Raw genomic sequence first — 22,544 nt, forward strand, 5'->3', positions numbered from 1 at the left:
ACCTGAATCCGCTTCAGCGCGACGCGCTTTAAGCCCAAGCCGCGTCAGCAAGACGTTCTCTGGGAGACTCCGCAGGAACGGCCGCCGTCCGACCGGCCGGGGGTGGTGGTGTTGTGATGGCTGTCGCCGCCGCCATTGCCGCCATTTCCGGCACCGCCGTCGCCGCCATTCCCACCGGCGCCGCCATTGCCGCCATTTCCGGCACCGCCGTCGCCGCCATTCCCACCGGCGCCGCCATTGCCGCCATTTCCGGCACCACCGTCGCCGCCATTCCCGCCGGCGCCGCCATTGCCGCCATTTCCGGCACCGCCGTCGCCGCCATTTCCACCGGCACCGCCATTGCCGCCGTTGCCACCATTGCCGCCGTTCCCACCGGCACCGCCATTGCCGCCGTTGCCACCATTACCGCCGTTCCCACCGGCACCACCATTTCCACCGGCGTCGCCGCCGTTTCCACCGTTGCCGCCATTTCCACCGGCGCCGCCACCATTGCCGCCGTTTCCACCATTACCGCCATTCCCACCTACGGCTAGCGCCAGAAGAGCGCGCTTGGCCTCTTGCAGTTGGACTGTCGGATCTATCGACCGGTGGAATCCGTCTCGCGGCTCCGGCAGGACCGACGCCGCGCGGGTTGCCATGGCCGTCGGCAGCAGCATGGTCGAGGCAAGCAGCGCCGCCGCCAGCATGCTCCTGAATTGCGGGAAGGAACGGGGCACGATATTGGCATTCGCCATCAATGCGAAAAACCCTGAGCGTCCTGCCGACCCGGCAGGCTCCATGCCGATTCTGATTGAGACCACATCCACCATCCGCATACCCCGTCGCGGTCTATAAACCGCTTCGACGCCTGTTTTTCGACCACCCCAAAAAAAGTCAGGGGCTCGCCGCGGCGCCTTCACCAATCTCCAACGTTGCAGGAAAGGAGCGACGCCGAGACAGCCAATCTCACCCCTGGCGGGCAGGCTGCTGCGCCAACGTCTCAAACCATCTGATCTGTGCGCCTCACCTCACATCAGCGCATGCGCAGCCGCATTGGCGAACGAAATATCGCTCTTGATCTCGCGCATCGCCATCGAGGTGATGGTGCGGCGTACGCCGGGCAGGCGGCTGAGCTCTTCGCGCAGCATCCGGTCCAGCGCCATCATGTCGACGGTGACGATCTGCAGCAGATAGTCGGCCTCGCCGGTCGTGGCGTGGCAGCGCCGGATCAGCGGGTGCTTTTGCACCGCCGCCTCGAAGGCGTCCGACACTTCGAAATCGATCGACACCTGGATGAAGGCCTCAATGCCGAAGCCGAGTTTCGCCGGGTCGATCTGCGTGGTGTAGCCGCGGATGATGCCGGCATCCTCCAGCGCCTTGACCCGCTTCCAGCACGGCGTCTTGCTCAATCCGACCTCGTCGGCGAGCACGGCAAACGAGATTCGCGCATCGCGCTCAAGTGCGGCGACGATCTTCCGGTCGAGGGCATCCAACATGAATCGTTCCCTGAAATTGCTAAATAGTCGGACATTCGTCCTTCAATTTCGGCCATTTGAATAACAGAAAGGAACAATGTTCAAGCGCAAAGCAGCTACACTGTCGCCAGACAAAGCCTGCGGCGATGGGCCGGGCAAGGAGCAGCTGCATGAACAAGCCGGATTACTATGCCCGCATCGAAACCCCGGAGATGCGCGACTACGGCGTCTACCTAAAATGCGACACGCTTCTGCAATGCCAGAAGCCGCTGGCCGAAATGGTCAATGCCGACGAGCTGCAGTTCCAGATCGTGCATCAGGTCGAGGAGCTATGGATGAAGCTCATCACCTATACGCTGGTCGATGTCATCGATTTCCTCGAAAAACAGAACACCCACCGCATCGTCACGCTGATGGGCCGCGTGCACCGATTGATGCGGATGATGACGGCGCAGCTCGACCTGCTCGAAACAATGTCGCCCAAGGAGTACCAGCAGATAAGGCTGCAACTCGGCAATGGCAGCGGTCAGGAATCGCCCGGCTTCAAGCTGCTGTTGCGCATGCCGCCGGACCTGTGGCGGACCTTCAAGGCCGCCTATCTCGATGGCCGCGGGCTAACGGTCGAGGATGTCTACGATGCCAGATACGATCACGGTGACTCCTACGTCGTCGCCGAGGCGCTGATCGAATTCGACGAGCTGTTCCAAAAGTTCCGCGCCAACCACCTCTACCTCATCCACCGTTCGATCGGGCTCGGCTCGAAATCGCTGAAAGGCCGCCCGGTCGAACTGCTGGCCGCCGGTGCGCGCCATCGTTTCTTCCCGGAACTGTGGGACATACGCTGCGACATGACCGACCGCTGGGGCGGCGAGTACGGGGTGGTCCGCGACTCGATCAGCCATCCGGAGAAGGTGGGGTAGGGCTCTTCGCCGCTGGCGGTCGGGGAGGCAAGACCAGAACCTCGCGATCCTTCGCGCCCCCCTTTGTCCTGCCGGACATCTCCCCCACGAGGGGGGAGATCGGCAGTTTCGTCGACTACGCTCTTCCTCCAACGTTGGTGATTGGCGAAAGCCGGAGTGACATCCAATCTCCCCCCGCGTGGGGGAGATGGCCGGCAGGCCAGAGGGGGGCGCTGTCCCTCCAGCATCAAAAGAGGTTGCCACTCCGCTCGGCAGAACTATTTCCAACCCGATGTCGGACCCGCACCGTGTCGCCCGTCCTTGGGTCGAAACCCAGTCCCGGAGACACATCATGGAAACCACCCAATCGACCTGGCAGACCGTTGCCATTCTCATCGCCCGCCTGATCTTCGCGGCCATGTTCGCGATGGGGGTGGCCTTCAAGCTCATGGACATGGGCATGACCGCCGGCTACATCGCCGCCGCCGGCTTCCCGTTCCCGCTGTTCCTGGCCTGGTGCGCCGCAATCCTCGAAACGCTGCTGGTGATTGCCTTCCTGACCGGCGCGTTCCTGACCCCGGCAGCGGTGATCGGCGCGGTCTACGTGGTCTTCCTCGGCTTTGCCTTCCACGGTCCTTCGCACTGGGCCGGGAACCAGGCCGAGTTCGGCGCCTTCATGTCGCATTTCCCGTTCGCCGCCGGCCTGCTCTTCGCTGCCGTGCATGGACCGGGCAGCGTTCTGGCGTCGAAGCTAGGCAGGGCATGATGGTGCGGCGAGCAATCGCCGAGTCGGTCATGACAGAGGATCCTTTATCTGGCCGACCATACGCGCCAGTTTTGAAAACGACGGCATATCCGTCTCCGGCTGGCATTGGTTGGCCAGTTCCAAGAGCCGGATCGGAAAGTTGACGGCATCGCGGCTCGAGGCCGACATGCCGCCGGATCGTTCTTCGCTGGTTTCGCTGGCCTCGGCCTTACGCAAGGCGATGTCGATGTCCTCGACCGACAGCAGGCCCTTGCGGACCAGCACCTGATTGATCGAGGCGATGGCCATCAGCAGGCCTTCGAGTTGCAGATTGGCGACGTTCATTGCTTTGCTCCCATTGGGTATGGACCAAACGCGCGAACGCCCGTTCCGATCCAGACGGCGCTTCAGTGTCCGGATTTCAAAATTGGCGATCGCCTATTTCTTCCATCCAGCGATGGCCATATTCGAGCCACAGCGCCTTCACCTCCCTGCTGCCGAGGCGCGGACCGTCGCCGCAGCTGATCGCCACCGCGCTGATGTCGTAGTGGGGGTGGGCGTTGATGACGAAGCGGATCGCCTCGCCCAGCGGCCTCATGCCGATGACCGGATCGGCCTGGCCCGCGCCGATGCTGCGAACGCCCGATACCTTTGCTGGTGCATGCCGCATCCTGAACATGGATGCCATGGCTGGTTTGTCCATCCTGCCCTCCCAAGTCCCGGGCAAAATCATTCCATAAGCGCTGGCTAATGACCAGCCGGTCGCAACAGCCCGAGCGGCCGATATGTCCATGGATCGAGGCATTTCCACAGGTTTACGGGGTCCTGGGATCGTCCACCGGCGGCCTGGCGGGAAGACCAAGCCTTGTCCGCTGCTCGTCGGCGAAGGCCTCGGCCTCGGCCTGGGTGTCGAACGGGTGCCGGGTCAGCTTGCCCTGCTCTGTCACCAGCACTGCCCATCGGCGGTCGATCCGTTCGACGCGGACGTCATCGGGCTCTCCAATCACCATGGTCGTCCTCCACAGGCAAACGGGCGGCGCAATGGCGCCGGCGCTGCTACGCCTTGGGGCCCCGCTTGGCGGGGGCTTTCTCGGCTTGTGCCTCAACCGACCTGACGCCGAGGCCGAACTGTTTGGCCAGTTCCGATCGCTTGGCGGCGTAGTTGGGCGCCGTCATCGGGTAATCCGCCGGCAGCCCCCATTTGGCGCGATAGACCTCCGGCGTGATGCCGTGGCGCGAGCCAAGGTGGCGCCGCAGCGACCTGAATTTCTTGCCGTCTTCGAGGCAGAAAATGAAGTTCGGCGTGATCGACCGCTTCGGGTTGACGGCGGGTTCCGGCGCCGGTTGCTCGGCAGCGACAGGCAGATCCAGGCCGCCAAGGGCGGCATTGACGCTGGCGATAAGCGCCGGCAAATCATCCACCGGCACTGAATTGTTGCTGACAAACGCCGCGACGATATCGACGGTCAAACCTATATTTCGCTGGTTGCTTTCTCCAGACATAGCGTTGCTCCCCTGTTCCCAACCAAGGCAAGAATATCAGGCAAGGTTACGCTGTGGCATGGCACTTTAGGACACATGCATACGGCTTGACTATCGCTATGGTAGCGCTATCAACTATGGTTCTGATCGATTCCATGCCGTGACTCGATTGCCCGGTGACGGCATCTATGCTATTGATTTGGGCATAGTGCTGATTTGCGCCACCGACCCGCCGCCGAGGCGGGTTTTTTGTTTCAGGCCGGGTCGCCGGAGACAATCGGACTTTCCAACCGAAGTGCACGTGTCGTGGTCAGGCACCCAATCCGGCGACATCGGCACCGACTTTCGGCGATCACCTTAGCAAGGGTTTCGAGGGCCTCTGGAATTTATTCCTAGAAAATCCTTGACCGGGTGACGGCAGCTATGCTAATATTTGTCCATGGTGCTGATTTGCGCCAACGACCCGCCGCCAGGCGGGTTTTGTGTTTTCAGGCGATCTCGTTGACCAAAAAGCCACTTGTGTTGCCGCCGTTGACCGTTGGCGGGGCGTCCATCATGTGCAATGAGGCATCAAACATCTCATCCCCATGAATAGGCGTAAAGGCCAGTCGGATCCGCGGGCACGCCGGCGCGACGATTGCCGTCTGATTACGGCGACCGCCTCTCCGCGACGCTTCCTGATTGCACCTTGCGGCGAACCACTTGGCGCTGTCCCGCGTCAAACCAATGAGGCATTTGCTGGCGAAATCCGCGGGCTCGTCCAGCGCCGTGTCAAATACGGCCCATGTGTCAGTCGGCTCCTGTACGACGATGAATCGCATATTAGAGATTCCTAGGTAGCTCGCGAGAGAGGGACTGTGTTCCCTGACTCTGTGCAGAGGTGAACAGCTATGTCTGTGCGATACGCCACAATCATCATCGACGATGACGGCCGCGAGGTCGTCAGCGCCATCGGCGAGTTCGAAAGTGCGCCGCAGGCGCGCGCTGGCCGTTTCGAGGTAGTCGCGCCAGGTGTGCTGATCGGCATGGTCAAAGGCGGTCCGGTCGATGCGGTCGGCGGCTTTGGTTTTGCTCTGGGATCGCAAGGCGTCAACGGCAGGGCGGTCGGCATCGCCAGGGCTAGCCTGAAATCCCCACCTGAAGCGGTGGCAAAGTCCGGGCAGGGCGGCGGCACGCCAGCCAAAGCGGCGGCAGAACCCGTTAAGCCGGCGCGGAAGAAGGCAAAGCCGGCACGCCGGAAATCCCGCAAGAGCAAGGCGGTCGGGCCGGCGAAGGCGGCTGCGGAGCCCGCCGCGGTTTTGCCACATGGCTGACACCGAAAATCCGTCCCGCAAGCCCGCGCCGAAATCCCCAAGCAAATCCGGGCGCAAGCGGCCGAAGAAAACGTTAGGCGATGATTTCGTCGAGGCGGTGCGCGCCGATTTCCGCAGCCACGGCGCCGGCGTCATCGCCGCAGTGCGGGCCGACAAACCCGACCAGTATCTGAAGATCGTGCTGTCGGTGCTGCCGAAGGATCTACATGTTGAAATCAACCATCTGGACGCGCTGAGCGATGACGAGATCCGCAGCCGCATCCGCGGCCTCGAAGCCGTCCTCCGGCCGTTCCTCGCCAAGCCAGGCAGCGGCGCGGAAGGAATATCTGAGCCTGCTGGCTGAACTGGACCGCCGGCGTCGCACGAACCTGCTTGCCGCCTACCAGCCCTATTTCAGGCAGGCCGAATTTCACGCCGCCGGAGCGACCCACCGCGAGCGGCTGTTCATGGCCGGCAACCAGCTCGGCAAGACCCGGGCCGGCGGCGCCGAATGGGCCATGCACCTCACCGGCCGCTATCCCGCGTGGTGGCAAGGCAAGGTTTTTGACAGTGCGGTGCGGCTGTGGGCGGCCGGCGTCACCGGCGAGGGCACGCGCGACAACCCGCAGCGCATCCTGGTCGGCCCGCCGCAGCAGCAGGCGGCGTGGGGCACCGGCATGATCCCCGGCGATGCCATCCTGAGCACCACCATGGGGCGCGGCGCGCCCGGTGCGCTCGACAGCGTCGTCGTGCGCCATGGCGGTGGCGGCGATGTCCAGGCCGATGAATCGGTGCTGTCGTTCAAGAGTTTTGAAAAAGGCCGCGAGAAGTGGCAGGGCGAAACCCTGCACGGCGTCTGGTTCGACGAGGAGCCGCCGCTCGACATCTACTCCGAAGGCCTGACCCGAACCAACGCCACCGGCGGCATCACCATCGTCACCTTCACGCCGCTGCTCGGCATGTCCGATGTGGTGCTGTTGTTTTTGTCGGCGAGTGAGGTAGAGGGTATGGCGAAGGGCTAGTGGTCGGTCCGTCCGAGGACTTCGTTCCCCGCCCTATCGCCATCGGGATGCGTCACCTTCGCGCCCCCATTCGGTCAGGGCTAGTTCGGGCGGCTGCCGGCAACGATGAATGCCAGACCGCATGGTGGGATATTTCCCGAGCAGCCCTCGACGGATCGGATCAGCTCACCGACCTTAGGGGGCAATATTGTGATCCGGAAAATTCAAAGGCAAAGAGCGAGTATCCTCGACTTTGAAGCCATCGGTGGGGATACTCAAGACTTCGCCCCGTGTCACGCCTTACTAGGGATACTCACATGGACAAAGCGACGACCATCATTGGAATAGACTGTAGCCCACGCGCGTCCAGTAACTCAGCGCGGATGCTCGGCGAGGTTCTTCGCTCGCTCGAGAGAGATCGGCGGGTGAAGGTCGTGGAACAGGTGCGTCTGGCCGATGAGCGTATCGACTGTCTCGGGTGCGAGCAGTGTTATCAAACGTTCGGATACCACGGCGACGGGATCGATCGTGTTCTGTCACTCATGAAAGAGTCGGACGTGATTCTGATGGCTACTCCTACCTGCTTCGGAATGCCGCCGGCCCTGGGCGTCGTCTTGCTCGACAGATCGGATCCCCTGTGGCGCGACGGACAACAGCTCAAAGGAAAACTCGGAGCGGTCATCGTCAACGGCGCCACCGATCCCGCGGACGATCCGAGTGTGCGCCTATGTGCGGACAACATGATCAAGTTTTTCGAACAGCACGAGATGCCCTGCGTCCAGCCGGTCCATCTGGGGGGAACGCTCGCGTATCCCGAGCAACGGTTTCCGGACCCGCTCCCCGCCGGGACGATGGGCGTTCTCGAGCAATTGGCTGACGAGATCCGGCAGTGGGTCGGGAGCAGGTGATACCGGCACATCTCTTGCCTCCTCGCGTGGTGAGACACGAGGGGCCCAAACATGACCTATCTTCCCACCCGACTTTCGGAACACCAGAGTCTCGGCCGGTTACCGCTTTGCGTCCTGAAATAGCAAGAGCTCCTCGTGCTCGGCGGAGCAATCAGGGAAGCGGCAACGGTGTGTCACTCAAGGTCCTGAGGTAAGCGATGAGGTCTGCTCGCTGCTTCTCGTCCGGCAGACCCGGGAAACTCATATCGGTTCCAGGCAAAGTGAGTGCGGGGTTTGAGATAAAGAAATTGAGTTCCTCAAAGGTCCAATCGCCACCAGCGTCCTTTAGACTCGACGAATACTGGACATCGCTTTGCGAAGCCTTCCGCCGCCCGACGATCCCCCACAGATTGGGCTTGGGATTCTTGACCCCCAGCACGACAAGATGACAAGCCCCGCACGTCCTGCCGAAAATCTCCTTGCCCGATTCAGCGTTTGCCGATGCAAGCCGTGGCGAAATCGGCGCAAGGGCCGGTCGTCCGGCGCCATGACTGTGCAAGTAGGCCACGACGTCGTCGTGACCCCTGAGCTTGGCCAGATGGATGGGCGGACTCCCATTCGATGTCAGTGCATTGACCTCTGCTCCAGCACCGACGAGATAGATGACGCACTGAAGGCAGCCATTCTCGGCAGCCACGTGCAGCGGGGTCTGCGCTTTCGCCACCTGATTTGGATCGGCCCCATTCTCGAGCAACAGCTTCACGATGTCGGCGTACCCACCCTTGTTGGCGGCGTAGAGCGGCGTTCTTTGCCAACTGACGGGCAGGTTAACGTCCGCCCCACGATCGATCAGAAGTTTTGCCAGTTCGACATTTCCGGCTTCGCAGGCGATGTAGAGCGCCGTGACACCGTCAACTTCGTTGATGGCGGCGCCTTTGTCCAAGGCGGACGTCACCGCTGCGACGTCGCCTTTCTTGACAAGATCACCCAGGTCGCTCGCCTGGGCGGGGAGTGCAAGAAACCAAAGGACCGACGAAGCCCTTATCACCCACATGCGTCCCCGCTTGATCATTGTATCCTCCCTGATGAGAATTCTTGACGGGCGTTGTCGGAAGCAGACATGCGTGTTTGATCACGCCCCAGAGAGACCTTGACGCGGGGTGCGAAAAAGCAACGCAGATACAGCTGGTTGGTTACGACGTAGGTACCCTCGCAGATGTGGTATTGGTCGTCGGGGGATTCCTGTGTGCGGCTGCGTGAGATGTTGTAGTTCTGCGGCAGGTAAATGTAGCCCCCGTCGATCGTGGACTGTACCGAAGACCTGGGTATGGGGTGGCAATCAGAACCACCGCAACACTTCAATCTCGTCTGTGGGTCAACCTTGTCCTGGTACCAGTCATGGGCGTTTGCCGATGCTGAGACGGCGATACACGCTGCCGTGAAAATGAACCTTCGCATGGCATTCCCAATGCATTTGGCAGGCGCTGCTGGTTCGAGCGTCCATGTATATTAGCGTTCCATTGAAAATGCCATTGCCTCTGCGGCTGACCAACGCAGCTTCGGCATGCGACGCTCGCGACTGAGAGACCGCATTGGGTCGGGCGCTCGTTCAGAGTGACGGGGTTTGTCCCTAAAGCTGCGCCTCGATCGCCGCCTTGTCGACGATCGACCAGACCTCGACGATCTTCCCGTCGCGGAACGCGTAGATGACATTTTCAGTGAAGGAGACGCGCTTGCCGTTGACGGGGAGGCCGAGGAAAATTCCCTTCGGCGTGCAGTCGAAGGCCAGCCGGCTGGCGACAAAGGGCGGATCGCAAATCAGCATCTGGATGTTGAAGTGAAGGTCGGGGATGTCATCGAAATCCCCCTCCAGCATGGCGCGATAGCCCGCTAGCCCGAGCCGCCGGCCATTGTGGATCGCGCCATCGTCGACGAACCGGCCGAGAGCAGGCCAGTCCTGCCGGTTCAGGCGGTCAATGTAGGCGCGGTAGATGTCAGCGAGGTCGGCCACGGCAATTGCTCTTGTCTGCTGCTGCAAGGTAGCGATCCAGTTCAGCTTCGTCATCCCAGGGCGGAGCAAGGAGCGGAGCGACGCAGCGCAGACCCTGGGATCCATGCCGTGACGCCGACCGAAGAGTGCCGCGGTGCAGAACAGCCGATCCTTCCGGCCTCCAAAAAGCTCTTGCCAGAACAACACCCTAACGCCGCATCCTGAATCAATCCGGGAAGGTGAGCCATGTCCCGTCACGTCACCTTCATGACCATCGACGATGCCGAGCATTATTCGCCTGACGAGCGCGCGGCGATCGTCGCCGCCTATCCCGCACATGAGCGCGAAGCCAGGGCAAAGGGCATCCCGGTGCTGGGCTCCGGCCGCATCTTCCCGATCGCCGAGGAGCTGGTCGCCTGCGAGCCGTTCCGGCTGCCGCGCTACTGGCCTAGGCTAGGCGCACTGGATTTCGGCTGGGACCATCCCTCGGCCGCGGTCGAACTCGCCTGGGATACCGAGGCCGATGTCGTCTATGTCGCCAAGGCGGCCCGGGCCTCGCAGCAGACGCCCGCCATGCAGGCGCTGACGCTGAAACCGTGGGGCGAATGGCTGCCCTGGGCGTGGCCGCGCGACGGTCGCCGCGAGACGCTGGAAGGCGCCGGCGTGGCGCTGGCCAAACAATACTCGGCGCACGGGCTGAACATGCTGACCCGCCATGCCCAGTTCGCCGACGGCTCGGTCTCGGTCGAGGCCGGGCTGATGGAGATGCTCGACCGCATGCAATCCGGTCGCTTCAAGGTGTTTTCGACGCTGTTGCCGTGGTTCGAAGAATTCCGGCTCTACCACCGCAAGGACGGCCAGGTGGTGAAACTGCGCGACGATCTGATGGCCGCGACACGCTACCGGAAGCTGACGCTAACCTACGTTGGCGGGGCAGGCACGCTGTCCAATGCTGATGCGTGCTGGCTCATCTTCGACCGTGCCGGCGACAAGGGCGCCGACGGTGCTGGCACTGGCGACTTCAGCGGCCCGGCATCGTCAGTGACCGACAACATAGTCACCTTCGCCAACACTACGGGCAAGCTCGGCAAAGACAGCGGCGTGGCCATTTCCAGCCTGGCTCCGAAGGCAAGCCCTGCGCTGACCGGAACGCCTACGGCGCCGACGGCTTCGGCGGGTACGAACTCGACGCAGATCGCGACCACGGCTTACGTCGATACCACCTTCGCCCCGAAGGCTAGCCCGACGTTCACCGGAACTCCTGCTGCCCCGACTGCCTCGGCCGGAACTAACACCACGCAAATCGCGACCACGGCTTTTGTGAAGGCGGCGATCGATGTGGTGCTTGGCGGCGTCTCTTCGGCTTTCGACACATTGTCGGAAATCGTCGCCTCGATGGTTCGGAAGGATGCGGACACAACGCTGACAGCTGGCTACTTCGGCACGGATGTTTCCGATGGCACAAAGTCGAGCGGCACCTACACGCCGTCGCCAGCAGGGGGCAACTTCAGGTCGGCAACCAACAACGGCGCCCACACATTGGCAGCGCCTTCGGCTTCGGGCTCCTACTCGCTGGTGATCGACTACACCAATGGCGCCTCCGCTGGGGCGATTACGACTTCGGGTTTCACCAAGGTGACTGGCGACGCGTTCACGACCACTAACGGCAGCAAGTTCCGGCTGTTTATCTCCAAAGGGCAGGGAGGCACGCATCTTCACGTGCAGGCGCTCCAATGAGTTTTCCGTTTCCGGTCGTCACCCCGCCCGTGGCGGTTCCCGCGGTCACCCAGGGAACAGTGCTCAATCAAATCATAACCACAGATGGGACAAGTTTTGCGTTCACCGGACTGACTTCTGGTGTCACGGTCGACGCCTATCCGATCATTGGAATAATGGGGCGGTCGGGTTCGGTCCCGGACTTCACGGCCTTCGATGTTGGCGGCCAAACCTGCACCCAGCTTTACAAGCAGTTGAACGGTTCGACCGTTCTAGCGTTCTACTCCGCCCCGCGTGGTGCGACGGGCAATGTAAACGTCACCTTCAATGTGACGATGGTTCGTGCCGCATGTTGCGTCATCCCGCTCTTCAACCTGAAGAGCAACACTACGCCTACGGGGGTAAATACCAACGCGTCTGATCCGATGGTGGCCACGATCAACTGCGATGCGGGCGGATGGATCGGAGGTCTGGCCTACAATGGGTCGACATCGGACTCGATGGCGTGGACCAACTTGACCGAGAGGTTTGATGTGCAGCCCGAAAGCGTCTCCTGCTTTAGCGGTGCATGCGACGTATTCGCCTCGGCTCAAACCGCCCGAAGCATCACCGCGGACCCCGCGAACGCGGGAGGCGGGCAACTAATGGTCCTCATGGCTCTGCGATAGGAGGCGAGTTTGTTAGCTCTGATCAGAAACGACGCAATTGTGGCAACTGTCTCCGAAGGAAGCTGGGTCGAATTGCCCGATGGATGATGGCTCTCTCCCGCAGTTGAGGGGTGGTCCGACCCCGCCGGGGGTTTCTCTTTGGCGACTGTGATGCCGGCCGAACCGGTCCCCTCAGGGAAGCGCATCATTGGGACATCGATCGAGATGGTGGGTGGTCATCCGACATTTGTCGACGACCTTTTCGGACCTTCAGCCTTCCGACAGAGTGTCAGCCCGTCAGTTCCGAAAGCAGCTTCGGATATCTAAGCTTCTTGACCAGGTGAAGAGCTGGGTCGCTGCCCAAGACCCGCTTGTGAAGGACTCTTTCGAGTACAGCAGTTCCTTTGTTCGCAACGAGCCGATGATGCAGGATGGGTTTACTACGCTCGGCTTCTCGTCGGCGCAGATCGACGACTTCTTCGTCCAAGCCAATTCGCTTGGCGGTTCAGAGTCCTAAGGCTCTCTCGCCGGCCGAGGTGAGGGTCAACATATAGCTCGGGCCGAAATCGCCCTCCACGTCGGAAACCTGAACCAAGTCGGCATCCATCAGGGCGCGCCATTTTGCCCATTCGTCCTCTGCCCACTTCCCCGTGAACAGGGGCAGTGCTTTCATCTGTTCTCGCTCGCTGGAAGTTAAGACTCTTGCCTGGCGCCGTTGACGCCATGACGCGACCGCAAGGGCGACTGTTACAGCCGTAAGAACATAGAGCCACATCGCTCTTTCCTACCGCAAATCCTTCCGAACTGAAACCCAAGCTGCTCGCTCGGCCGGAAAGCGCTGGCCGACCATCTGATCGGAGAACCAATGATGTGCTTCCGCTGGGCTCTCCAAGCCCCGATAGGCTTCGCATTCAATTTGCTCGTCATCCTGACGTGCTGGTTGTGGGCGTTCCTCGCCGCTGCACTCAAGCTTGATCGCCTGCCCGGCCATCTGAGCTGGGTCCATACGCACGATGACACGATCTATGACGACGCCTGGCTGAAGAGCTTCGGCTATCCGCTCCAGCAACGTTCTTCGCGCGGTTCAAAACCGCCATGTGGTGGCTTTGCCGCAACCCTGGCTACGGCTTCAGCGCCTATGTGCTCGGCTACGTCGGCCCGGTCACGACCGAAGTCAGAACTCCGCCCTTCGGCGTATTCGATACCGGCGGCTCGGCCGGGTTCACCCTGGTCTATGTAACTGCCAAGGGCCGGCGCTATTTCAGCTACCGCCGCGACATTCCGCTAGCTAGGACGCGGTCGCTTCGTCAAACTCTGGATCGGCTGGAAGCAACCCGACGCGAAGCTGAACGTCGGGATGCTCAAGGTCACCCGCACATTCCGAACAGCGCAGCTCGTGCCCGGGGCATCTATGAGTATGTGTCTCTGCAGGGCAGCAGTTCCCGTTCGAACTGCGCCATCTCGGACACTCGAAAGTCTTGCCGGTACCGCCGCAGCACCGCTGGCGGCGCTCAGCCGAAGCCGCCAAGTCTTTCCGGAAAAGGCGCGGCCAGCATATGAGCGTCCGCTTGTTGGGCATAGATCTCGTGCATCTTTTTGCCGTCATAGCGAGCTCGCCGCCGCTGGACGTCCTTGGTCGCAAGAAGCCCCGTAAGGGGGTCGAACTTGCGGAAGAAACGTTTCGTCACGCCTCGCTCGAATGGGATTTTCTGCTGAAAAGGCTTCCCCCAGGGAGTATCCTGCGCCAATTCACGCCAGACTTTGAGCGCATCGAGTTCAACGCCGACCTGGTTTCCCCAAGGCTTCCCGGCAGTGAAATGGCGAGCAAATGCTTGCGAGAACCGATAGTCCGAGGTGCCATTGGACATCAGGTTCCAGTTCGGGTGCATCGTTTGCCATTTACCTTCAAAAGCGATGTTGAGCGCGCCTTGATCTCCCTGTCCTTTTTCGGCCACGGCTTGCCGAGTTAGCTCCAACAAGCCCTGCTCGCGCACGGCTTTCATGTCGAAAACGAGGACGCCTGAATTGAAATACGGTGCCCCCGGCCGCATCGACATCATTTGACGATAGCTCGGCCGGAAATACATGTAGTCGTCATGAGCCGCCAACAGTGGCGCGTTCAGCTTTTGGCCGACGAGATCGCCGATATCTCGATTAAAGAGAACGTCGCAGTCAGTGTAGGCTATGCGCTCATAAGAATCGAAAAACGGAAACAGATCGGCGAAAAGCCGGATGCAGGCGGAGATGAGTCCGCCGGGAACGCGAAATCCCGATTCCTGCATAAACGCCGAAACGTCGATCAGTTTGACTCGCTCTGGAAGAATGCGCTTGGCCACACGCATATCGGCATCATCTACCCCCAGATGGAGAATGAAGCCGTCGATAGGGGCGGACACGTCCAGTATCCGGCGCGCCGTCAAACAGGCGTATCGAAAATATTTGCCGTCTGCAGCCAGAAAGAAACACGAGCGCGAAATCAGGGCCTCCCAGATGCGAAATGCCGTTCGATAAAGGCCTCGATCGGCCCGTTCAGAGCGTCAGCCTCTCGTTTTATCTTCTCGTCATCCCACAACCACCATTGGATCGCCAGCAGCTTTGCGATGACGTCCTCTGAAAAGCGATAACGGATGAGCTTGGCCGGGATGCCCCCGACGATTGCATATGGCGCTACATCTCTTGTGACAATTGCCCCGGCGCCAACGACGGCGCCGTGCCCGATGTGCACGCCAGGCATGATCGTTGCGCCAAGACCAATCCATACATCGTCGGCGATGGTCACCCCGCAGGGTTTGCCGCCGTTTTCAACCCGATCGGGCTTGTCCATCATTCGGCTGCGAATTGGGAAAGTCGTCGCGCTACTGACCGAATGGTTTCCCCCCGAGCACATAAAACGGACCTTGGCAGCGATCGAACAAAATGCTCCCACCGTCAGGGGAGCGCCCTCGGAAACGTAAAATAGCTTTTCGTGACTTACACCATAAGTGTGCCGACCAACCGTTACGCCAGCAGGCAGTCTACGCCGAAAAGGGCTCCTTTCGTGTAGCCATCTGGACAACCTGGACATCCGAAACTCCATCTGCAGCGCCAGCACGACGTAGCCGCGATCACCCCAATCCACAACCCAGGAGGCGTAGACGGGCCGCAGCTTTGCGCGGGCGCATGCGCTCGTTCTGAAATACGAAGGCCGCTGTTCGCACAATCCGGCCAGTCCCAGTGGAGTGTGTTTCTATGCAACTGGGGAGCGTAGCCGAACGACGCGCCCCTAGGCCAATTCCCTAACGGGCCTATCAATACTCGGAGCGAAGAACGTCCCGTCGTCCGGAGGGCGACGTGCATTCCATACCGCCCGTGCCTGCACATTCCGAACAGCTCACGCTCGTGCCGGGGCATTTATGACTATGCGTCCCGGCGGGACAGCAGTTCCCGTTCGAACTGCGCCATCTCGGACATTCGAACGTCTTGCCCGTGCCGCCGCAGCAGTGGCACTCGACCATTTCTGAAAACGACGAACCCATGTTCCCCAAACCCCGGGCGTTGTCTGGCAACGCCATTGCTCCAGCGAGCCCCCGCTCGCATTTTGGAGTTTAATGGAAGGTAATTAAGTTTTTTCTAAAACACCAGTTCCGTGTCCCGGCAGACTGCGGAAAGGCATCCGCTCGCGCAATTGACAAACTGGCGCACTTGGTGCTGAGCAGGGAAATCCATTGGACTGCCGACCCTGTATAGCGAAATGAATTGGCGATGAGATCCAAAATTCTGAAGAGAACCGCCGATTTTATCAACCGCACTGAATTCGTCGGCAAGGCGAAATCCATCCGCGACAAACTCTCGTATCTGGTTTTTCGGGCCAAGGGAGCCAGCCGGGGGCGGGAATTCTCGCGGCTTTTGCAAGAAACCGGGACGTCCAGCGTTTGCTTCACCATAGCTTTCAACACGCCCTGGGTCATCGACGCACTGACCAAGGCGTGGCAGATGCATTCGCCGGGATTGTCGCTCGTCGTCATCGACAATTCAACTGACGATGCCGCCAGACATTCGATTGAACAAATCTGTTCCGCCAGAGGCGTGCCATATCTCGGCTTGCCCAACCGTCGCGAGCGCCATTGGTCGCGTTCGCACGGAACGGCATTGACCTGGGTTTTCCACAACATCGTAAGGCACCTTCGGCCGGAATTGTTTGGGTTTATCGATCACGATTGCTTCCCGGTTGCCCCCTTCGACATTCCGGCCCGGATGGAAGGCAAGGTCGTCTACGGTCTCAAGCTGCCAGCCAGTGAGAATTTTCGCTACAAGCCGAGCGAAAACGAAACCAAATGGCATCTTTGGGGGGGCTTCTGCTTCTTCCGATTTGCGGCCGTCGAGAAACTGAATCTGGACTTCAGCCCACGCATGGAACTCGGCCTGGACACAGGCGGCGGCAACTGGCCACCGCTCTATTCCCATTTGGCGAAAACCGATGTTGCAGAGGCACTCGAGGAGCCCGTTGCCGTCGTGCTGGCAGGCGCAAGGGGTGAGCATCAGATGCTCGACGCCGCGTTTTTCCATCTGGGAGGCTCTTCTTACGCCGGCCAGAAGTCGCGTCATCATCGCACGCCGCAACATCGTGAACTGTTGCGCGATTATGTCTGGGATCGCTTTCTTGGTGGGGCCCAGGGCCGGATTGCCAACAATTCCTGATCTTTTGTCAAAAATCTGCCGGGCCAAGCCAAAGCCAGAGCTTACGTCCACGATACCAAGGGCTGCTCGCGGCCGTGGATAAGAGCCTGGACGTCGCCTCTGGATTTTCGTGATCCGAAACACTAGACACCAGCCATGCCAGAGTTTCCAGCCGACAAGGTCTTCGTTCGCGTATGCCACGTCAAACGAGGCTACGAAGATCGGGAACGCCATATTTTGAAGGAGTTCGGTCGGCGCGGTGTGCCGGTCGACTTCTTCCTCGACTGGGATATTCCTGATGTGACGGAGGATGTCAGAGCATCGTTTGTCGGATCGGACAAATTGCTGCCGTCAGAAATCTCGCTGGCCCTGAAACAGGTCGGCATATGGCAGGCGTTTCTCGAAACAGACAAGCCGTTTTGCCTGGTGTTTGAGGACGATGTGTTCCTCGACGCCGACTTCGTCGGCAAATTCAACGAGTGCGTAGCCGAGTTCGGCAGTCCGGACCGAAAGGCTGTCGTCTATCTCGGCAGTGGCAGCAACTACTACGTGCCGCGATGGAAGTTGCGGAAGGGCCAAAGGCTCTACCCAGCGCTGCATGCGCGTTGTGCGGATTCCTATCTGATTACACGCTCGGTTGCCAAGGCTCGACTCGATTGGTTGGTCGAGCACAAGCTGTCAAAACCGATCGACCATCAGATTGAACATATCGATGAGAAACTGGGCATCGAAATGCTCTGGTTCGAGCGGCCGATCGTTGAACAGGGAAGCCAGAACGGTGCTTTTCAGAGCACTGTAGCGGGCGCTGCTCGCCGCTTGTGGTTCAAACGGATTGCCTGGAGTTGGAAGAAAGCCACACGGCGTTTCTTCGGCCACAACGCGCGCAGCTAGGCGCCTTCCGGCCTACCCTCAACGCATCCGAAAGGTCGCTTCATGCGGCCTTTTTCATTTCCGGCAACATCAAGAGGCACACCATGGACCGCAATTTTTCGCGGGCGCTTGCGCTCGTCCTCAAATCCGAAGGCGGCTGGTCCGACAATCCGGCCGATCCCGGCGGCGCCACCATGAAGGGCGTCACCCTTGCCAATTTCCGCCGCTTCGTGAAGCCCGACGCGACCAAGGCTGAATTGCGAGAGATCACCGACGAGCAGGTGGCAACCGTCTATCGCCGCTTCTATTGGGACACAATTGCCGGCGCCGAGCTTCCGGAAGGGGTCGACTATGCCGTGTTCGACTTCGCCGTGAACAGCGGGCCGGGCAGGGCGACGAAATACCTTCAGGCCGCCGTCGGCACGGCGCAGGATGGCAGGCTTGGCCCGGCCACGCTGCGGGCCGTCCGCGCCAGGCCGGCGGGGACGATTATCGACGATCTCTGTGACGCCCGCCTGACCTTTCTGAAGCGGCTGCCGACCTGGCCAATTTTTGGCAAGGGCTGGAGCGATCGGGTCGGCTCGGTGAGGTCGCGGGCGCTGTTGATGTCGGGGGGCTTCGTCCAGCCGGCTCCGGCAGCTTCGACGGCCCCGCAGCAAACCCAACAGCAAGCCGAACCACCTGCACTGCCTGGTCCTGATTCGCAGCCTCCCGCCGCTCCGGCCGAGCCCAATCTGCTCTGGCGCGTGCTGTTTCAAATCCTCAAATCCGTTTTCGGAAGGAACCCGAAATGACTGCTGTCCTTATCCGCATTGCGCTGCGCTACGGCGCCGGCGTCCTCGTCGCGCGTGGCCTGCTCGGCGCCGGCGATGCCGCGGCGCTGTCTGACGATCCCGATGTTCAGATGGCCCTAGAAACCGGCGTTGGTCTGGCGATCAGCGGCGCCGCCGAGGGCTGGTATCTGCTTGCCCACAAATTCCACTGGTCGAAGTGACAGGAGAAAGTCGCGATGCTCGAGATTGTCACCGAAGTCCTCCGTCAGGCGCTGCCTTGGGCGGTTGGCGCACTCCTTCTTGCAGCCGCGATCGGCGTTGCGCTTCTGTGGTGCTGGCAATGACCGCGCTCCTGTCTTTCTTCATAGGCAACCCGGCGCTACTCGGCATGCTGGCGTCCATCATTGCCGCGCTTGGCTGGGGCTTTCACCAGCGGCTCGCCGGCGCCAGCGCAGAGCGCGCCCGGCAGGCCGCCACTGAGACGGCAGCGCGCGAGATTGCCAACCGGATCCAGTACGATATCGGGGCGCTGCCCGCTGAAACCGCTCGAAAGGAGCTGAAATCATGGGCAAAGGATTGAGCCTCGCTCTGGCCGCAGCCCTTATCGTGGGGCTCTCCGGCTGTACGACCACCAAGGGCAGCCTCTGCGCGATCTCATCGCCGCTCCGCTTGTCGGCCAAGGCTGTCGACGCGCTGTCAGACGCCGAGGCGAGGGCGCTGCTGGCGCACAACCGCAAGGGTCAACGACTTTGCGGGTGGAGGCCATGATGCACGATTTCTTCGATATGCTCGGCATAAAAGGCCCCGTCGTTGCCGCGGGGCTTGCCGGCGGCGTGCTGCGCGCGTTGTCGCGCCATCGCTACAAGCTGCGCGAAATGGTGGCTTCGCCGATCTGCGGCGCGCTGGCTGCAGCCTATCTGACGCTGCCTACCGTGTCCTATTTCAAAGCAACCGGCCTGCCGATGCCCAACCCAGCCGACGACACCACGACGCTCGCCGCCGCCTTCCTGATCGGCGTCTCGGCGATGTGGATCTCGGATATTGTCTTCGAGGTGGCCGTGCGGAGATACAAGGCGGCGAGGGAAGAGTGAACCGATGGCGGCTGCCGTACCTAGGCAAGAGGCCGTAGCCGTCGCCAGGCCCTCATCAGCCCGCCCTTTGGAATGTTCTTGTGGGTGTAGCTCTGGAACCGATGTGTCAGACGCTTTGCGTCGTGATTGCGCAAATAGGCATCAACACGTTGTTCAAATGGCGCAGCGGGGTAGGGCGGAAAGCGTTCCGGTGTGGGATGGGACTCATTGTAGATCGGCGCGCGAAAGACCGACATCTTGGCCAGAAAGCATTGGTCCGAGAAGCCGTAGCCGAGGAGGAAATCGCCTTCCTGGCCGAAACTCTCCGACTTTGCTTTTTCAAACCGGTCGTTCCAGCTCAGGTTCGCAACGATAAAATCGCTTCTGCTTTCCATGAGCTGAATGGCAGGTTCGATCCACCGGAAGCGGCGCTTCGGGTAAGAGTCGCCCGTATAATAAAGCAGATAGTCGGCGGTGCTGGCGTGAACGGCCACCAGCGGGCCGATCGAGTAGAAGTGGCCACGGCCGAAAGATGCCTTGTCGATGTGCAAAAACCTCAGCGCGGCGTCAGCGCAGTCTTCCGAGAACAAATACTCGTCGAGGTCGCCGCGAGCGACTGCCGCTTTTGCAGCTGCTTCGACAGGACCGCGCGCCTTGACATTGTTGATGATCAGCCGGCGCTTTGAAAAAGTGTGAACGCTACGCTCGACCACGACGCGCAGGTAGTCTTTTCCAAGCACGATCTGCCAATCGTTCTCATAGCAGTTGGTTGCAAAATCGACAGACAAGACACCGTTTTTTGGCAATGAACGCCCAACCCCAACCATCGACTTCCCCACTGCCGTGTCTATCCGCGGAACTCGGCCCCAACAAGTCCGGCTTTGATAGTTGGGCACGACGGCTGGACGAAAGAGCCGACAATCCCCACTTTAGGAGAAATCCGAAGGAGACGTGATATGGCGACTTCCACCGAACGCGCAGTCCTTGCCGGCGGCTGTTTCTGGGGCATGCAGGATTTGATACGGCGCTACCCGGGCGTCATCTCGACGCGTGTCGGCTATAGCGGCGGCGATGTGCCCAATGCCACTTACCGCAACCATGGCACCCATGCCGAAGCCATCGAGATCAACTTCGATCCCGCCAGGATCAGCTTTCGCACGCTGCTTGAATCCTTCTTCCAGATCCATGATCCGACAACGCGCAACCGCCAGGGCAACGATGTCGGGATGAGCTATCGCTCGGCGATCTTCTACACCAGCGACGAACAGAAGCGGATTGCCGAAGACACCATCGCCGATGTGAATGCCTCTGGCCTGTGGCCAGGCAAGGTCATCACCGAGCTTGCTCCAGCAGGCGCCTTCTGGGAGGCGGAGCCCGAGCATCAGGACTATCTGGAAAAATATCCCAACGGCTACACCTGCCATTTTGTCAGGCCGGGCTGGAAGCTTCCTGTTCGCGAAAAGGCCGTTTCATAACGCGCCGGATCGACCTGAATTGGAACCGTCGCATCCAAAGGTGCGGCGGTTTTTCGCGTTTGAGGCTCGTATTCCGACCAGCCCGCGCCGCCGGCGAAAGGCTGGCTCGTTCTCGCGCCGTGACCAGACGTACGCTCTAGAAGCCGAAGAATTGCTTGCCGATCCAATATCCAAGCGCGACCACCGCCAGCGGAAACAGAGCAGGCGCCAGCCAGCCCAGGGCAGAGCCCTTTGCCGGTGTGGGGTTGTGCCTGGAGGTGTTTCCGAGATTCTTGGTCATTGGGCATAGTAGCAGGCGCTGATTAACGAGTCCGTAACCTGGTCCCGAACGTCTTGCCCTCCCGCCGCGGGGAGCGTTGCCCGAGACAGTCGGCGCCGTAAGCTCTCTAGCAGCCTCAAGTGCGATTGCGAATTCTCCATTGGTCTCAAAGAAGCACCCGCAAACGCCTCGACAATGCCGCGAATCTGCTGCTACGAGGTTTCCAATTCAAAAGGTGGCACGGGGTTATCTGGACCTGTATGCCCGAATCCTCGATGGCGAAGCACTTCCTTGACAACCAGCGATCCAATCCTTCTGGTCGGCTTTTCGGCGGTCGGCGACTTCGTCCGCTGCCACTCCGCCATTCAGATCATTGCCCAAAAATTTCCGGATCGCCCTATCGATGTGATCACGTCGTCCGTGGCGCTGCCTTTGGCACGGCTTATGCCTCATGTCAGGAAAGGCTGGGCACTCGACAAGCGTCACCTGCGACTCGGCATTGGGGAGCGCCGCCGATTGGTCGGCGAACTGCGTAAGCAGAATTACCGCACGGCCTATCTGATGACCAGCACCACCAAGGCGGCGCTGATGACGTTCATGGCCGGCATACCCGAACGCATCGGCTATCCGCAGGAGTGGCAATTCGGGCTGCTTAATCGTCTCCCGGGCGATTGGCTCGGGCATCTTTGGGAGTTCGGCCCGCGCAAGAGGCGGATCTTCGAAGAGGTCTGCTCGATTGCCTCGCTTGGCGAAAAGCCGGCTGCCGACACGCAATGGCCGGCACCGCAGCTGGTGGTCGATCCAGCAGAACTGGATGACTGGCGCCGGCGTCAGAAAATCGATGCCGACCGGCCAGCGCTCTCGCTCTACACTGCCGATGTTGACAATTTTCGGTCATGGCCTGTCGAGCGCTTCATCTCGATCGCCAAGGATTATCATGATCGCGGTTGGGCGATCTGGATCGTCGGTGGATCGCGAGAGCGCGCCGGCGCCGCGCAGATCCGCACAGCCATTCCTGAGGCGGTCGATTTCACCTCGACCCCGTCGATTGCCGAAGCAATGTGCCAAATCGCTGCCTCGACCATGTTCCTTGGCGTCGACGGCGGCATCTCGCACGCCGCCGCCGCCCTGAATGTCCCGTGCGCGCTTATCTACGGAATGAACCGTCCCTATGTGCATGGGCCGGTAAACAGCCACGTCCGCTTTCTTGAGCCACCGCTGTCGACACCCAGTTGGAATACGGACACACTCGGCGTCAGCGAAGACCGCGTGCGGGAGACCCTGGCCGGTCTTTCAACCGAAGTCCGCACCTGAACGGCACAGCAAAC

At 60.7% G+C, this 22,544-nt stretch carries 32 protein-coding genes and 2 pseudogenes; 21 read left to right on the forward strand and 13 right to left on the reverse strand.

The genetic code is table 11. The features are described 5' to 3' along the window. Positions 1-116 precede the first annotated feature (116 nt). Together AC1D0N_RS06065 and AC1D0N_RS06070 are read left to right on the forward strand one after the other, a co-directional pair. Positions 117-533, forward strand: a complete 417-nt coding sequence (locus AC1D0N_RS06065; protein WP_477242430.1) for a hypothetical protein — start codon at positions 117-119, stop codon at positions 531-533. A 103-nt stretch (positions 534-636) separates the two neighbouring features. Beyond that, positions 637-834: a hypothetical protein gene (locus AC1D0N_RS06070; protein ID WP_477242432.1), complete on the forward strand. Its 198-nt coding sequence runs from the start codon at positions 637-639 to the stop codon at positions 832-834. 173 nt (positions 835-1,007) lie between these two features. Here AC1D0N_RS06070 and AC1D0N_RS06075 read toward each other — a convergent pair whose 3' ends face one another. Next, positions 1,008-1,475, reverse strand: a complete 468-nt coding sequence (locus AC1D0N_RS06075) for an Lrp/AsnC family transcriptional regulator (RefSeq protein WP_477242434.1) — start codon at positions 1,473-1,475, stop codon at positions 1,008-1,010. A 149-nt stretch (positions 1,476-1,624) separates the two neighbouring features. Between AC1D0N_RS06075 and AC1D0N_RS06080 the strand changes: the two genes are divergently transcribed. Together AC1D0N_RS06080 and AC1D0N_RS06085 are read left to right on the forward strand one after the other, a co-directional pair. Then, the gene (locus AC1D0N_RS06080; RefSeq protein WP_477242436.1) at positions 1,625-2,374 is read left to right on the forward strand and encodes a tryptophan 2,3-dioxygenase family protein; all 750 of its coding nucleotides are present in this window, start codon (positions 1,625-1,627) and stop codon (positions 2,372-2,374) included. 331 nt (positions 2,375-2,705) lie between these two features. Beyond that, the gene (locus AC1D0N_RS06085; RefSeq protein WP_477242438.1) at positions 2,706-3,119 is read left to right on the forward strand and encodes a DoxX family protein; all 414 of its coding nucleotides are present in this window, start codon (positions 2,706-2,708) and stop codon (positions 3,117-3,119) included. Between the two features lie 27 nt (positions 3,120-3,146). On the opposite strand, the gene AC1D0N_RS06090 is transcribed toward AC1D0N_RS06085, so the two are convergent. The 5 genes from AC1D0N_RS06090 to AC1D0N_RS06110 form a co-directional block, all read right to left on the reverse strand. Continuing rightward, complete coding sequence (locus tag AC1D0N_RS06090; RefSeq protein WP_477242440.1) at positions 3,147-3,443, reverse strand: hypothetical protein; 297 nt, start codon at positions 3,441-3,443, stop codon at positions 3,147-3,149. Positions 3,444-3,519: 76 nt separating this feature from the next. Further along, positions 3,520-3,891: a hypothetical protein gene (locus AC1D0N_RS06095; protein WP_477242442.1), complete on the reverse strand. Its 372-nt coding sequence runs from the start codon at positions 3,889-3,891 to the stop codon at positions 3,520-3,522. Between the two features lie 22 nt (positions 3,892-3,913). Next, positions 3,914-4,108 carry a hypothetical protein gene (locus tag AC1D0N_RS06100; protein WP_477242444.1) on the reverse strand — a complete coding sequence of 65 codons (195 nt, stop codon included), beginning with the start codon at positions 4,106-4,108 and terminating at the stop codon, positions 3,914-3,916. Between the two features lie 46 nt (positions 4,109-4,154). Further along, a complete protein-coding gene (locus tag AC1D0N_RS06105) occupies positions 4,155-4,601 on the reverse strand; it encodes a Ros/MucR family transcriptional regulator (protein WP_477242446.1) in 447 nt (148 codons plus the stop codon). 467 nt (positions 4,602-5,068) lie between these two features. Next, positions 5,069-5,401, reverse strand: a complete 333-nt coding sequence (locus AC1D0N_RS06110; protein WP_477242448.1) for a hypothetical protein — start codon at positions 5,399-5,401, stop codon at positions 5,069-5,071. A 69-nt stretch (positions 5,402-5,470) separates the two neighbouring features. Here AC1D0N_RS06110 and AC1D0N_RS06115 point away from each other — a divergent pair, with 69 nt between their 5' ends. The 4 genes from AC1D0N_RS06115 to AC1D0N_RS06130 all read left to right on the forward strand — a co-directional run bounded on the left by AC1D0N_RS06115 (position 5,471) and on the right by AC1D0N_RS06130 (position 7,781). Continuing rightward, positions 5,471-5,893, forward strand: a complete 423-nt coding sequence (locus AC1D0N_RS06115) for a hypothetical protein (RefSeq protein ID WP_477242450.1) — start codon at positions 5,471-5,473, stop codon at positions 5,891-5,893. Next, positions 5,886-6,236 (forward strand): hypothetical protein, encoded by a 351-nt coding sequence (locus AC1D0N_RS06120; protein ID WP_477242452.1) that lies wholly within the window; start codon positions 5,886-5,888, stop codon positions 6,234-6,236. The genes AC1D0N_RS06115 and AC1D0N_RS06120 overlap by 8 nt, the downstream gene beginning before the upstream one ends. Further along, positions 6,133-6,894 (forward strand): terminase large subunit domain-containing protein, encoded by a 762-nt coding sequence (locus AC1D0N_RS06125; protein WP_477242454.1) that lies wholly within the window; start codon positions 6,133-6,135, stop codon positions 6,892-6,894. The genes AC1D0N_RS06120 and AC1D0N_RS06125 overlap by 104 nt, the downstream gene beginning before the upstream one ends. A 296-nt stretch (positions 6,895-7,190) precedes the next feature. Beyond that, positions 7,191-7,781: a flavodoxin family protein gene (locus tag AC1D0N_RS06130; RefSeq protein WP_006334414.1), complete on the forward strand. Its 591-nt coding sequence runs from the start codon at positions 7,191-7,193 to the stop codon at positions 7,779-7,781. A gap of 151 nt (positions 7,782-7,932) precedes the next feature. On the opposite strand, the gene AC1D0N_RS06135 is transcribed toward AC1D0N_RS06130, so the two are convergent. Further along, positions 7,933-8,832, reverse strand: a complete 900-nt coding sequence (locus AC1D0N_RS06135; protein WP_477242456.1) for an ankyrin repeat domain-containing protein — start codon at positions 8,830-8,832, stop codon at positions 7,933-7,935. Positions 8,833-9,390: 558 nt separating this feature from the next. Next, on the reverse strand, positions 9,391-9,825 hold the full coding sequence (locus AC1D0N_RS06140; protein ID WP_477243102.1) for an ester cyclase: 435 nt from the start codon (positions 9,823-9,825) through the stop codon (positions 9,391-9,393). A 171-nt stretch (positions 9,826-9,996) separates the two neighbouring features. On the opposite strand from AC1D0N_RS06140, the gene AC1D0N_RS06145 reads away from it, so the two are divergent. Then, positions 9,997-11,487: a phage terminase large subunit family protein gene (locus AC1D0N_RS06145; protein ID WP_477242458.1), complete on the forward strand. Its 1,491-nt coding sequence runs from the start codon at positions 9,997-9,999 to the stop codon at positions 11,485-11,487. Next, positions 11,484-12,134: a hypothetical protein gene (locus AC1D0N_RS06150; protein WP_477242460.1), complete on the forward strand. Its 651-nt coding sequence runs from the start codon at positions 11,484-11,486 to the stop codon at positions 12,132-12,134. Before AC1D0N_RS06145 ends, AC1D0N_RS06150 begins: the two co-directional genes overlap by 4 nt. A gap of 484 nt (positions 12,135-12,618) precedes the next feature. On the opposite strand, the gene AC1D0N_RS06155 is transcribed toward AC1D0N_RS06150, so the two are convergent. Continuing rightward, positions 12,619-12,888, reverse strand: a complete 270-nt coding sequence (locus AC1D0N_RS06155) for a hypothetical protein (protein ID WP_477242462.1) — start codon at positions 12,886-12,888, stop codon at positions 12,619-12,621. Between the two features lie 93 nt (positions 12,889-12,981). Between AC1D0N_RS06155 and AC1D0N_RS06160 the strand changes: the two are divergent. Together AC1D0N_RS06160 and AC1D0N_RS06165 are read left to right on the forward strand one after the other, a co-directional pair. After that, positions 12,982-13,149 (forward strand): annotated as a pseudogene (locus tag AC1D0N_RS06160) (DUF7338 family protein); the annotation flags it as partial. After that, entirely contained in the window at positions 13,149-13,673 is a 525-nt protein-coding gene (locus tag AC1D0N_RS06165) for a DUF7338 family protein (protein WP_477243103.1), read from the forward strand. The pseudogene AC1D0N_RS06160 and the gene AC1D0N_RS06165, both read left to right, overlap by 1 nt. On the opposite strand, the gene AC1D0N_RS06170 is transcribed toward AC1D0N_RS06165, so the two are convergent. Continuing rightward, a complete protein-coding gene (locus tag AC1D0N_RS06170) occupies positions 13,625-14,509 on the reverse strand; it encodes a glycosyltransferase family 8 protein (protein ID WP_477242464.1) in 885 nt (294 codons plus the stop codon). The two genes, AC1D0N_RS06165 and AC1D0N_RS06170, sit on opposite strands and share 49 nt — an antisense overlap. A 152-nt stretch (positions 14,510-14,661) precedes the next feature. Continuing rightward, positions 14,662-14,886, reverse strand: a pseudogene (locus AC1D0N_RS06175) (CatB-related O-acetyltransferase); the annotation flags it as partial. Positions 14,887-15,854: 968 nt separating this feature from the next. On the opposite strand from AC1D0N_RS06175, the gene AC1D0N_RS06180 reads away from it, so the two are divergent. The 7 genes from AC1D0N_RS06180 (at position 15,855) to AC1D0N_RS06210 (ending at position 19,503) form a co-directional block, all read left to right on the forward strand. Then, positions 15,855-16,790: a hypothetical protein gene (locus tag AC1D0N_RS06180; protein ID WP_477242466.1), complete on the forward strand. Its 936-nt coding sequence runs from the start codon at positions 15,855-15,857 to the stop codon at positions 16,788-16,790. Positions 16,791-16,925: 135 nt separating this feature from the next. After that, a complete protein-coding gene (locus AC1D0N_RS06185; protein ID WP_477242468.1) occupies positions 16,926-17,660 on the forward strand; it encodes a glycosyltransferase family 25 protein in 735 nt (244 codons plus the stop codon). 83 nt (positions 17,661-17,743) lie between these two features. Next, positions 17,744-18,433: a glycoside hydrolase family 108 protein gene (locus AC1D0N_RS06190; RefSeq protein ID WP_477242470.1), complete on the forward strand. Its 690-nt coding sequence runs from the start codon at positions 17,744-17,746 to the stop codon at positions 18,431-18,433. Continuing rightward, complete coding sequence (locus AC1D0N_RS06195) at positions 18,430-18,633, forward strand: hypothetical protein (RefSeq protein WP_477242472.1); 204 nt, start codon at positions 18,430-18,432, stop codon at positions 18,631-18,633. Before AC1D0N_RS06190 ends, AC1D0N_RS06195 begins: the two co-directional genes overlap by 4 nt. A gap of 119 nt (positions 18,634-18,752) precedes the next feature. After that, positions 18,753-18,992: an ABC transporter permease gene (locus tag AC1D0N_RS06200; RefSeq protein ID WP_477242474.1), complete on the forward strand. Its 240-nt coding sequence runs from the start codon at positions 18,753-18,755 to the stop codon at positions 18,990-18,992. Further along, positions 18,977-19,180 (forward strand): hypothetical protein, encoded by a 204-nt coding sequence (locus tag AC1D0N_RS06205; RefSeq protein WP_477242476.1) that lies wholly within the window; start codon positions 18,977-18,979, stop codon positions 19,178-19,180. The genes AC1D0N_RS06200 and AC1D0N_RS06205 overlap by 16 nt, the downstream gene beginning before the upstream one ends. Beyond that, the gene (locus AC1D0N_RS06210) at positions 19,180-19,503 is read left to right on the forward strand and encodes a hypothetical protein (RefSeq protein WP_477243104.1); all 324 of its coding nucleotides are present in this window, start codon (positions 19,180-19,182) and stop codon (positions 19,501-19,503) included. The genes AC1D0N_RS06205 and AC1D0N_RS06210 overlap by 1 nt, the downstream gene beginning before the upstream one ends. 20 nt (positions 19,504-19,523) lie before the next feature. On the opposite strand, the gene AC1D0N_RS06215 is transcribed toward AC1D0N_RS06210, so the two are convergent. Then, on the reverse strand, positions 19,524-20,309 hold the full coding sequence (locus AC1D0N_RS06215) for a hypothetical protein (RefSeq protein WP_477242478.1): 786 nt from the start codon (positions 20,307-20,309) through the stop codon (positions 19,524-19,526). Positions 20,310-20,438: 129 nt separating this feature from the next. Between AC1D0N_RS06215 and msrA the strand changes: the two genes are divergently transcribed. After that, positions 20,439-20,957, forward strand: a complete 519-nt coding sequence (gene msrA, locus AC1D0N_RS06220) for a peptide-methionine (S)-S-oxide reductase MsrA (protein WP_477242480.1) — start codon at positions 20,439-20,441, stop codon at positions 20,955-20,957. 136 nt (positions 20,958-21,093) lie between these two features. On the opposite strand, the gene AC1D0N_RS06225 is transcribed toward msrA, so the two are convergent. Beyond that, positions 21,094-21,237 carry a hypothetical protein gene (locus tag AC1D0N_RS06225; RefSeq protein WP_477242482.1) on the reverse strand — a complete coding sequence of 48 codons (144 nt, stop codon included), beginning with the start codon at positions 21,235-21,237 and terminating at the stop codon, positions 21,094-21,096. Positions 21,238-21,411: 174 nt separating this feature from the next. Here AC1D0N_RS06225 and waaF point away from each other — a divergent pair, with 174 nt between their 5' ends. Further along, the gene (waaF, locus tag AC1D0N_RS06230) at positions 21,412-22,530 is read left to right on the forward strand and encodes a lipopolysaccharide heptosyltransferase II (protein WP_477242484.1); all 1,119 of its coding nucleotides are present in this window, start codon (positions 21,412-21,414) and stop codon (positions 22,528-22,530) included. Positions 22,531-22,544: the final 14 nt, after the last annotated feature.

Source organism: Mesorhizobium sp. P2_E10 (assembly GCF_056404235.1).

Coding starts and splice junctions, on each gene's coding strand:
- AC1D0N_RS06065 (WP_477242430.1), top strand. CDS start 117: ATGGCTGTCGCCGCCGCCATTGCCGCCATTTCCGGCACCGCCGTCGCC.
- AC1D0N_RS06070 (WP_477242432.1), top strand. CDS start 637: ATGGCCGTCGGCAGCAGCATGGTCGAGGCAAGCAGCGCCGCCGCCAGC.
- AC1D0N_RS06075 (WP_477242434.1), bottom strand. CDS start 1,475: ATGTTGGATGCCCTCGACCGGAAGATCGTCGCCGCACTTGAGCGCGAT.
- AC1D0N_RS06080 (WP_477242436.1), top strand. CDS start 1,625: ATGAACAAGCCGGATTACTATGCCCGCATCGAAACCCCGGAGATGCGC.
- AC1D0N_RS06085 (WP_477242438.1), top strand. CDS start 2,706: ATGGAAACCACCCAATCGACCTGGCAGACCGTTGCCATTCTCATCGCC.
- AC1D0N_RS06090 (WP_477242440.1), bottom strand. CDS start 3,443: ATGAACGTCGCCAATCTGCAACTCGAAGGCCTGCTGATGGCCATCGCC.
- AC1D0N_RS06095 (WP_477242442.1), bottom strand. CDS start 3,891: ATGGACATATCGGCCGCTCGGGCTGTTGCGACCGGCTGGTCATTAGCC.
- AC1D0N_RS06100 (WP_477242444.1), bottom strand. CDS start 4,108: ATGGTGATTGGAGAGCCCGATGACGTCCGCGTCGAACGGATCGACCGC.
- AC1D0N_RS06105 (WP_477242446.1), bottom strand. CDS start 4,601: ATGTCTGGAGAAAGCAACCAGCGAAATATAGGTTTGACCGTCGATATC.
- AC1D0N_RS06110 (WP_477242448.1), bottom strand. CDS start 5,401: ATGCGATTCATCGTCGTACAGGAGCCGACTGACACATGGGCCGTATTT.
- AC1D0N_RS06115 (WP_477242450.1), top strand. CDS start 5,471: ATGTCTGTGCGATACGCCACAATCATCATCGACGATGACGGCCGCGAG.
- AC1D0N_RS06120 (WP_477242452.1), top strand. CDS start 5,886: ATGGCTGACACCGAAAATCCGTCCCGCAAGCCCGCGCCGAAATCCCCA.
- AC1D0N_RS06125 (WP_477242454.1), top strand. CDS start 6,133: ATGACGAGATCCGCAGCCGCATCCGCGGCCTCGAAGCCGTCCTCCGGC.
- AC1D0N_RS06130 (WP_006334414.1), top strand. CDS start 7,191: ATGGACAAAGCGACGACCATCATTGGAATAGACTGTAGCCCACGCGCG.
- AC1D0N_RS06135 (WP_477242456.1), bottom strand. CDS start 8,832: ATGATCAAGCGGGGACGCATGTGGGTGATAAGGGCTTCGTCGGTCCTT.
- AC1D0N_RS06140 (WP_477243102.1), bottom strand. CDS start 9,825: ATGACGAAGCTGAACTGGATCGCTACCTTGCAGCAGCAGACAAGAGCA.
- AC1D0N_RS06145 (WP_477242458.1), top strand. CDS start 9,997: ATGTCCCGTCACGTCACCTTCATGACCATCGACGATGCCGAGCATTAT.
- AC1D0N_RS06150 (WP_477242460.1), top strand. CDS start 11,484: ATGAGTTTTCCGTTTCCGGTCGTCACCCCGCCCGTGGCGGTTCCCGCG.
- AC1D0N_RS06155 (WP_477242462.1), bottom strand. CDS start 12,888: ATGTGGCTCTATGTTCTTACGGCTGTAACAGTCGCCCTTGCGGTCGCG.
- AC1D0N_RS06180 (WP_477242466.1), top strand. CDS start 15,855: ATGAGATCCAAAATTCTGAAGAGAACCGCCGATTTTATCAACCGCACT.
- AC1D0N_RS06185 (WP_477242468.1), top strand. CDS start 16,926: ATGCCAGAGTTTCCAGCCGACAAGGTCTTCGTTCGCGTATGCCACGTC.
- AC1D0N_RS06190 (WP_477242470.1), top strand. CDS start 17,744: ATGGACCGCAATTTTTCGCGGGCGCTTGCGCTCGTCCTCAAATCCGAA.
- AC1D0N_RS06195 (WP_477242472.1), top strand. CDS start 18,430: ATGACTGCTGTCCTTATCCGCATTGCGCTGCGCTACGGCGCCGGCGTC.
- AC1D0N_RS06200 (WP_477242474.1), top strand. CDS start 18,753: ATGACCGCGCTCCTGTCTTTCTTCATAGGCAACCCGGCGCTACTCGGC.
- AC1D0N_RS06205 (WP_477242476.1), top strand. CDS start 18,977: ATGGGCAAAGGATTGAGCCTCGCTCTGGCCGCAGCCCTTATCGTGGGG.
- AC1D0N_RS06210 (WP_477243104.1), top strand. CDS start 19,180: ATGCACGATTTCTTCGATATGCTCGGCATAAAAGGCCCCGTCGTTGCC.
- AC1D0N_RS06215 (WP_477242478.1), bottom strand. CDS start 20,309: ATGGTTGGGGTTGGGCGTTCATTGCCAAAAAACGGTGTCTTGTCTGTC.
- msrA (WP_477242480.1), top strand. CDS start 20,439: ATGGCGACTTCCACCGAACGCGCAGTCCTTGCCGGCGGCTGTTTCTGG.
- AC1D0N_RS06225 (WP_477242482.1), bottom strand. CDS start 21,237: ATGACCAAGAATCTCGGAAACACCTCCAGGCACAACCCCACACCGGCA.
- waaF (WP_477242484.1), top strand. CDS start 21,412: ATGCCGCGAATCTGCTGCTACGAGGTTTCCAATTCAAAAGGTGGCACG.